This is a genomic window from Frankia sp. CcCS3 (genome assembly GCF_977927575.1).
The window spans coordinates 1-8,221 of the sequence record NZ_CDWRCL010000115.1 but is presented as its reverse complement, the minus strand read 5'-3'; the positions used below and the strand labels follow the sequence as shown (position 1 = coordinate 8,221).

Here is an 8,221-nt window from a genome sequence, read left to right as displayed (position 1 = left end):
TTTCATTTCGACTCCTTAGTGCTGGTAACAGCACCGTGATGCCTCTGGACCAGCCGCCGCGAGCCGACTGGAATGGGTCGCGGTCCGGGACGCGGAAACTGTTCGCGACAGTGAAAACCAGGTACGACAGTGGAAACCATGCAGGAATCGGTACCGCCGTGCCGGACCGGAACTGGTCCGCAACCGGTCTAGGACCTGGCCGCGACCGCCCGGAACGGGCCCAGAACCATGCCCAGGGGAGACGATGACCAGTACAACGGGATCCGATGCGGCCTTGGCGCCGGCGCGAGACGTGATCGCTACGCAGCGTTCCGCGCCCGACACGTCGGTCGGATACGTCCAGGGCATCCTCAGCCACGACATCTCCACGGAACTCGGCTGGCTGCAACTGCTGGAATCACAGGTGGACCCGGCCACGCACGCCGTTCTCGAGGCGCGGGGAATCGCCGATGGAGGGCGGTTCCTGGAAATTCGGTGCCGGTGCGGGTTCGGTCGCCTACTGGCTGGCCGACCGGTTCCCCGGCGGGGAGGTGACTGCGGTCGACGTGAGCACGAGTTTCCTCGACGACGCCGGCCGGTCGAACCTGCGGATCGTCCAAGCGGACGTGCGCACCCACGACTTCGAGCCGGGTTCCTTCGACCTCATCCATGCCCGCACCGTCCTCATGCACATCCCCGAGCGTGAGGAGGTGCTGCGGCGGCTAGTCTCCTGGCTGGCCCCGGGCGGCTGGCTGGTCACTGAGGATCTCGTGCTGTCCCCGGTCGACTCGTCACCGCACGACGGATTCCGGCACGCCTTCGAGGCGATCGGCCAGGCGATGGCGTCGTCGATCGGGTCGGACCTGTGGTGGGGGCGAACGCTGCCGGCGCCGCTGACCCGGGCGGGCCTGGTCGACACCGGTCTGCACGCCACGTACTACCCGGTTGGCGGCTCCAACGAGATCGGGCGCCTGTGGCGTGCGACGTTCGGCCAGTCCGCCGACTACCTCGTCGACAGCGGCCTGCTCACCCGTGCCGATCTCGACTCGGCCCTGGCCCTGCTCGCCGATCCCGACTTCCTCGACCTCGGGCCCAGCATCATCGCTGCCTGGGGCCGGCGCCCCCGGCCTGAGCTTCCGGGCGCGGGAACTCCCGCCCTTCCGTCTCTGTCCTCCGTCTCCGCGACGACCATCTGACCGAACACCGTCGACCACCCGTGAGGTACTCCCGTGACCACTCCGCGTTTCGGTGTCACTCTTCCTCTGCCCGGCATCCCGCTGCGGGACCATCGACGCATCGTCACGGGACTCGCTGACGCCGGCTACAGCGACGTGTGGACGGCCGAAGGCGGCGGCGTCGACGCGTTCACCCCGCTCGCGGTCGCCGCCGCCTGGGATCCCCGGGTGCGCCTGGCGAGCGCGATCGTGCCCGTCCACACCCGCGGCCCGGCGGTGCTCGCCCAGACCGCGGCGACCCTGGCCGATCTGACGTTCGGCGGGCTTGTCCTCGGCATCGGTTCGTCGGTGCCCGCCCACGTGACCGACCTCAACGGCATCCCGTTCGACGAGCCCTTCCGTCGGACCCGGGACACGCTTCGTTTCCTCACCCGGGCGCTGCGCGGCGAGGTGGTCTCCGGCGCCTTCGACACGTTCGCGATCCGCGGCTTCGTCCTACCGAATCCTCCGATCGAGACGCCGAAGGTCATCCTGGGAGCGATGCGGCCCGGCATGCTCAAGCTCGGCTTCACCGAGGGGGACGGTGCCGTCACCAATCTGCTGTCCCCCGAAGATATGATCAAGGTCCGTGCCGCCGTCGGACCGCAGCCAGCGGGCAAGGAGCTGGTGGTGAAGGTCTTCGTGAGCCCGAACGCCGATCCGAACGTCGCCCGCCGCGACAGCCGGCCGTTCCTCACCTGGATCCTCAACCAGACCCCTTACCACGCCTTCCACGAATGGCTCGGCAACGGCGAACGGCTCGCCGAGTCCCACGAGCGCTGGACCGCCGGGGACCAGCGTGGTGCCGCCCGGGCGCTACCCGACGAGGTCATCGACGCCCTGTTCATCCACGGCACGCCCGAGCAGTGCCGCGACCAGATCGCCGCATATGTGCAGCCCGGGGTCACCGCGGTCCAGCTCTACGTCCGCCTGACTCCGTCCTTCCTGCTCGGAGCGTGGGACACCGCCGGATCGACCGGATCAGCCGGATCAACTGGATCGGCTGGCGGGGGAGAGCAGGACCTGGCCGAGCGGGTCCTCGGCCTGCTGAGCACGCTGCGCCCCCGCATCCCCACGCCGGCTGGCATCGGCTGATCGACCTCGCCGGACGGACCGCGCCGGTTTCCCGACCACGGGCCGCGCCGCTACCGACCAGGGCCACCGGGGCCGCTACCTGACCACGGCCACCGGGCAGTGCGCGTGCAGGACGCACTGGTGGCTCACCGAACCGAGAAGCAGTTCGGCGAAGCCGCCGTGCCCGCGGCTGCCGACCACGAGCAGCTGCGCGTCAGCCGAGGCCCGCAGCAGCGCATGGGCGGGGCCATCGACGACGGTCTCCTTCCTGACGGGGATGGGCAGCCCGCCGGCGTGCTCGGTGACGATCGTGGAGACGGCCTGGTCGAGGGTCTGCCGGGCCTGCTCCGCCAGCGCCGATCCGATATCGGCGTAGCTCCCCGGGTAGATCGGGATGTCCAGGTGCCAGGCGTGCACGACGTGCAGGGCGCTCTTGCGGAGCATCGCCGCCTCGACGGCCCACCGTAGTGCCGTGAGCGAGGGGGCCGAGCCGTCCACGCCGACGACCACCGGCCGGTCGTCGATGCCGACGGGCTGGTGCGCGCCGCCGCTCGCCACGCCGCCGCTCGCCATATCGCGGTCATGCTTTCCGGACCGGTGCCTGCCGGATCCGGCGGCCGGGGCGACCGGCCGTACCACGACGACCGGCAGGGAGGCATGGTGCACCACACCCTGGCTCACCGAGCCGCTCACCAGCCGGTGCAGGGCCCCGTGACCGCGCTCGCCGACGACGATCATCCGCGCGTCGGCCGCGGCCCGCAGCAGCTCCGGGACGGGACTGCCCTCCTCGACCCGCCGGATGATCCGCACTGTCGGATCGCTGACCCGGGCGGCGGTTAGCGCGGTGTCCAGAACCCGCGTGGCGGCGTGCGCCAGACCCTCGCGGTCGGCGTTCGCCGCGGTCTCGAAGACCGGCCGCGGTTCGCCCATGACGTCCCATACCAGTACCGCGATCACCGGGACCAGGCGCCGGGCGGCCTCGTCGCAGGCCCACCGGATCGCGGCGACGGACGCGGGTGAACCGTCGACCCCGACGACGATCCCACCGGCGGCGGACTCCGCGTCCGCCGCCTCGACGGCCTGCCCGGCGGGGCGCGCGTACCCCGCGGTGTCCGACTGTGCCTCGGTGTCCGACATCCCTATCACCCTCTCGCCGTGCTGCTCCCCGTCACTGCCATGGTTCCGCCTGAAGGTGACCCCCGCGACGTGACGCGCGGGGTGAGCCGGTGGGGCCTGCGGCCGGTCATGACCCTGCCGGATGGCCCGCGGCCTGAGGCCAGAGAGGTGGCCTGAGGTCGGAGAGGTGGCCTGAGGCCGCAGAGGTGGTTGGTCGACGGAGCGCCGGGTGGTGTGCCGGCCGTCAGCGGCCGATGGTGCGGTGCAGGAACGCCAGAACGACGCCCATCCGCTCCCGGGCCGGGAAGGCACCGCCGCGGCCGGCGCCCGGCACGATCGTCACGTCCACCGCCGGCGCTCCGGCGGCGCGCAGCGCGTGGGCGAGTTCCAGCGACTGCTGGTGGGGGACCGTGCAGTCCGCGTCCCCGTGCTCGATCAGGAACGGCGGCAGCGGCCCGCGGCTCAGGTAGTTCAGGGGGCTCGCCACCCGGACCAGCTGGGGCACGGCCGTCACGGTGCGGCCGAGGAACCGCGACTCCGGCGAGTGGGGCTGGTCGTGCTGGGCGTCAGCCACGGTGCACCGCTCGTTCGCGCGCAGCTGGGCGTCCATCGAGGCGAAGTTCACCGGGCCGTAGAAGTCGACGACGGCCTGGACGTCGCTGGACACCCCGGGATTGCCGAGCCCCGGGTCGTCGAACATCGCCACGCCGCTCGTCGTGCCCAGCATCACCGCGAGGTAGGCCCCGGCCGACGCGCCGGTCGCGGCGATGCGGGAGGGGCCCAGGCCATAGGTGCCCGCGTGGGCCCGCAGCCAGCGGACGGACGCCTTCACGTCCTGGACCGCGGCCGGGAACTTCGCCTCCCCGGACAGCCGGTAGTTCAAGCTGGCGACGGCGTACCCGGCGTGGACGAGTGCTCGGACCACCGGCAGGTCGTCCCGCTTGTCGCCGAGCATGAACGCGCCACCGTGGATCGTGAGTACCACCGGCAGGACCGTCCCGGGGGTCACCTGGGCCCCTTCGGCACCTGCCGTCGGGGCCGGCGGGGAGGGACGGTAGAGATCCAGCCGCTGTGCCGGCGAGACCGGCGCGTAGGGCACGTCCCGCAGGACCCACATGCCGCCGGACTCCTCGGGCGTGCCGGCCTGCGCGGGTGCGCTGTTCGGGCCACCCGGGCCCGACGCTGTCGGCGACGCGGGGCGAGGGGCGGAGCCGTGCCGGGAGCACGCGGCCAGGCCCAGGCCGAGCGCGAGCATGCTGCCGGTGGCGGCGGCGAGGAATCGGTGCTGGGCGGAGCGGATGATGACAATTCTCCCTTCCGGAGGGCCGTCCGCGGGACGGGGATCGGCCGGGCAGGGATCGGCCGGGTAGGGGTCAGCGGGGACGGAACTCTCGCCTCCGCCAGTCATCATGCCCTGCCGCTCTAACCGCCCCGAACATCCGATCGCATGATGAATCCCTTGATCTTGGCGTTTGCCGATATTCTAGGCGGACGGCCCCGGGTGTTGTCCGTTCGGGACACCCGGATCGCGGCCGGAGCCCGGAGCCCGGAGCCCGTGCGGGTGTTGGTGACGGGTGGCAGATGTGACCAGCGCCACACGGTGTGGGGAGCTGGCATTTGCAGTACAGTACGGTACTGTTTCTCTGGTTAGGGTAATGTTCATTGCGTCTTCTCCTCGGCGTCGCGGCCATGCGCGTCGACTCCGGAGAAGCGTCCGAGACGGAAGGGTGAAGACCGATTTCCCCGCCGAGTGGCGCCGGGCGTGGCCGGCCCCGGGACGATGCCCGGGAGCGGGCGATCCTGGACGCCGCGCTGGAACTGCTCGTCGAGGTCGGGTATGAGCGGATGAGCATGGTCGCGGTCGCGGCCCGGGCCCGGGCCAGCAAGGCGACGATCTACCGCCGATGGTCGTGCAAGGACGAGATGGTCGTGGAGGCCCTGCGGCGGCATGGTCCCGGCGACCGCGTCCCGGCTGACACCGGGTGCCTGCGGGACGACCTGGCCGCCGAGGTGCGCCTCATGGTCGACACGATTACCGGTCCCGACGGTGCGCTGCTCATTGGCGTGCTCCGGGCCGCGAGCGAGTCCCCGCGGCTGGCTGCGGTCGTGCAGGCCAACATCCTGCAGAACAAGGCGAAGATCGGCCGCTGCATGTTCGCTCGGGCCTCGCAACGGGGGGAGATCTCTGCGTCGGCCGATTTCGACGTGATCATGGAGATCGTTATGGCGATGATTTTCTGTCGCCTGCTCGTCACCGGTGAGCCGCTCGACGGCGCGTTCGTCGATCATATGGTGGACGACGTGCTCATGCCGTTACTGGCTGGCCGGCCCGGAACGACACTCCGGCCCGGAACACCCCCGTCCGGGGCCAACTCGAACACCTGAGCTATTCTCTGCTCGAACGCTCGTTCGATAGCCCTGTCCCTGCCACCGTCGCGTCACCGACGCCGCCACGGACCGCCCGGTCCCGGGGCGCCGTCCACCGGCACCATCCCCACCGCACCGGGTCGCCTCGCGCGAACTCGTGGCGTTCGTTCGTCCCCGTTTCAGGCCCGATCGGCTAGGAGCTTCCCTGTGACCACAACCCTCGACCACCAGGCGGAGGACCGTCCGGTGGACGCGGCGGACGGCTCGCCCGATCCACGGCGCTGGCTCGCGCTCTGGATCATCGCTGTCGCGCAGCTCATGGTCGTCCTCGACGCCTCGATCGTGAACATCGCGATCCCGCACGCGCAGGCCGATCTCGACATCTCCACCGCGAACCGGCAATGGATCGTCACCGCGTACACCGTGGCCTTCGGCGGTCTGCTGCTGCTCGGCGGGCGCGTCGCCGACTACCTGGGGCGCAAGCGGGCCTTCAGCTGGGGACTCCTCGGTTTCGCGCTGGCCTCGGCGCTGGGCGGCCTGGCCCCGAACGCCGGCCTGCTGTTCGCCGCGCGGGCGCTGCAGGGTGCGTTCGCGGCCCTGCTCGCGCCGGCCGCGCTGTCGCTGATCACCGTCGCCTTCACTGAAAGCCGCGAGCGGGCGAAGGCGTTCGGCGTGTACGGAGCGATCTCCGGTGGTGGCGCCGCGATCGGTCTTATCGTCGGCGGCCTGCTCACCGAGTACGCCTCCTGGCGGTGGTGCCTGCTGGTGAACGTGCCGATCGCGCTCATCACCGCGGCTCTCGCGCTGCCCGTGGTGCGCGAGAGCCGGGCGCAGGGCAAGGCCCGCTACGACCTGCCCGGCGCGGTGACGGTGACCGCGGGCCTGGTGGCCTTGGTCTACGGCTTCACCGTGGCCGCCGAGGACGACTGGGGCGACGCCCGCACCATCGGGCTGCTGGTCGGTGCGGTCGTGCTGCTCGCGGCCTTCGTCGTCATCGAGTCCCGCACCAGCGCGCCGCTGCTGCCGCTACGGGTGCCGTGGGAGCGCAACCGCGGCGGCTCGTTCCTGGCCTCGCTGCTGACCGGGGCCGGCCTGTTCGCGATGTTCCTGTTCCTGACGTACTATTTCCAGCAGACGCTCGGCTACGGCGCCCTGAAGACCGGCTTCGCGTTCCTGCCGTTCAGCGGCGGGATCATCGTCTCCGCGGGGCTGGCCAGCCAGCTCCTGCCGCGCGTCGGGCCCCGGGTACTCGCCGGCGCCGGCACGACGCTCGCGGCGGTCGGGATGGCGCTGCTCCTCGCGATCGGGACGGATTCGAGCTACGTCGTGCACATCCTTCCCTCCGAGCTGCTGATCAGCATCGGCATGGGCTTCTCGTTCGTGCCCCTGTCGAACCTCGCGCTGATCGGGGTCGCCCCGCACGACGCGGGGGTGGCCAGCGCGCTGGTCAATACGACGCAGCAGATCGGCGGGTCGCTGGGCACCGCGTTGCTCAACACCGTCTACGCGACGGCCGTCACTAACTACCTGGCCGATCACGGGCGGGGTGGGAAGGCCCTCCTTGACCAGGCGCAGATCGAGGGCTACACCACGGCGTTCCTGTGGGGAGCCATCCTCATCGCGCTCGCTGCGGTGGTGATCATCGTGCTCATCCGAGCCGGGCGGGAGTCGACCGCCGACGTCGAGGTCGTCCCCGCGCACGCCGGCTGACCCGTCCGCGCGGCACCCCGTCCGCGCGCCCCTTCCTCGTCCGTCCGGGACAGGCCAGGAAGGGCCGCGGGGCGCTGGGGGCGCTGGGGTGGTGATCGGAAATCCTACAGTTCGGATTCCCCGGCCAGTATCGCCCGGGAGCTGAGCCGGAAACCGATGGTCCCGTCCACGATTTTTCGAATCACGGTGGCTTTCGGATCCCTGCCGCCGACCCCGTCGACACCCAGGGCGCCCGCCAGAGCCCGTAGCTGCGGGACCGGGATCCGGCCCAGGGCGGCCAGGTGCTCCCGGGCTTCCTCCCGGCTCGCGGCGGCGACCAGTGTCGCGTGCAGCTTCTCGACGTCCACGGACGCCGGGAGCCGGGAGCCGTCCGCCGCGGCACGACCGCCCGGGTCTGCTGCCGTAGCCGTAGCCGTAGCCGTAGCCGTAGCCGTAGCCGTGGGTGTGGGTGTGGCCGTGGCCGCGGGGACGACCGCGAGCCGCGCCCGACCCGCCATGAGATCGTCGAGCTGCCGGACGTCCAGGGTGTCGAGCAGATCGGACGCCTGGCGCAGGAGAACGGCCCCGAGACGGGCCGCATCCCGACCCGGGTGGCTGGCGGGCCGACTGTCAGGAGCCATGGTTCGCCGTCCGGATGCGTTTGAGGAACTCCGGGTCTTCGAAGTTAACCGGGGTGGGCGTGAGACCCCAGCCAGTTTGGTAACTGTGCGTAATGTTGGCTCGGCGTGGCCTGCTGTGACCTGATGTGGCATGCCTCGTGT

7 protein-coding genes are annotated in these 8,221 nt (G+C 71.1%); 4 read left to right on the top strand and 3 right to left on the bottom strand.

Going from position 1 to position 8,221, the window contains the following annotated elements:
* Positions 1-449 precede the first annotated feature (449 nt).
* Both AC08OQ_RS11815 and AC08OQ_RS11810 read left to right on the top strand, forming a co-directional pair.
* On the top strand, positions 450-1,175 hold the full coding sequence (locus AC08OQ_RS11815) for a class I SAM-dependent methyltransferase (protein ID WP_476601013.1): 726 nt from the start codon (positions 450-452) through the stop codon (positions 1,173-1,175).
* A 33-nt stretch (positions 1,176-1,208) separates the two neighbouring features.
* Positions 1,209-2,288, top strand: a complete 1,080-nt coding sequence (locus tag AC08OQ_RS11810) for an LLM class F420-dependent oxidoreductase (RefSeq protein WP_476601011.1) — start codon at positions 1,209-1,211, stop codon at positions 2,286-2,288.
* Between the two features lie 75 nt (positions 2,289-2,363).
* Here AC08OQ_RS11810 and AC08OQ_RS11805 read toward each other — a convergent pair whose 3' ends face one another.
* A complete protein-coding gene (locus AC08OQ_RS11805; RefSeq protein WP_476601009.1) occupies positions 2,364-3,404 on the bottom strand; it encodes a universal stress protein in 1,041 nt (346 codons plus the stop codon).
* Between the two features lie 223 nt (positions 3,405-3,627).
* A complete protein-coding gene (locus tag AC08OQ_RS11800; RefSeq protein ID WP_476601007.1) occupies positions 3,628-4,794 on the bottom strand; it encodes an alpha/beta hydrolase fold domain-containing protein in 1,167 nt (388 codons plus the stop codon).
* A gap of 326 nt (positions 4,795-5,120) precedes the next feature.
* Between AC08OQ_RS11800 and AC08OQ_RS11795 the strand changes: the two genes are divergently transcribed.
* Positions 5,121-5,768, top strand: a complete 648-nt coding sequence (locus AC08OQ_RS11795) for a TetR/AcrR family transcriptional regulator (protein WP_462203816.1) — start codon at positions 5,121-5,123, stop codon at positions 5,766-5,768.
* A 189-nt stretch (positions 5,769-5,957) separates the two neighbouring features.
* Entirely contained in the window at positions 5,958-7,460 is a 1,503-nt protein-coding gene (locus AC08OQ_RS11790) for an MFS transporter (protein ID WP_476601006.1), read from the top strand.
* A 104-nt stretch (positions 7,461-7,564) separates the two neighbouring features.
* Here the strand turns inward: AC08OQ_RS11790 and AC08OQ_RS11785 are convergent, their stop codons facing one another.
* Complete coding sequence (locus AC08OQ_RS11785; RefSeq protein WP_476605250.1) at positions 7,565-8,080, bottom strand: hypothetical protein; 516 nt, start codon at positions 8,078-8,080, stop codon at positions 7,565-7,567.
* Positions 8,081-8,221: the final 141 nt, after the last annotated feature.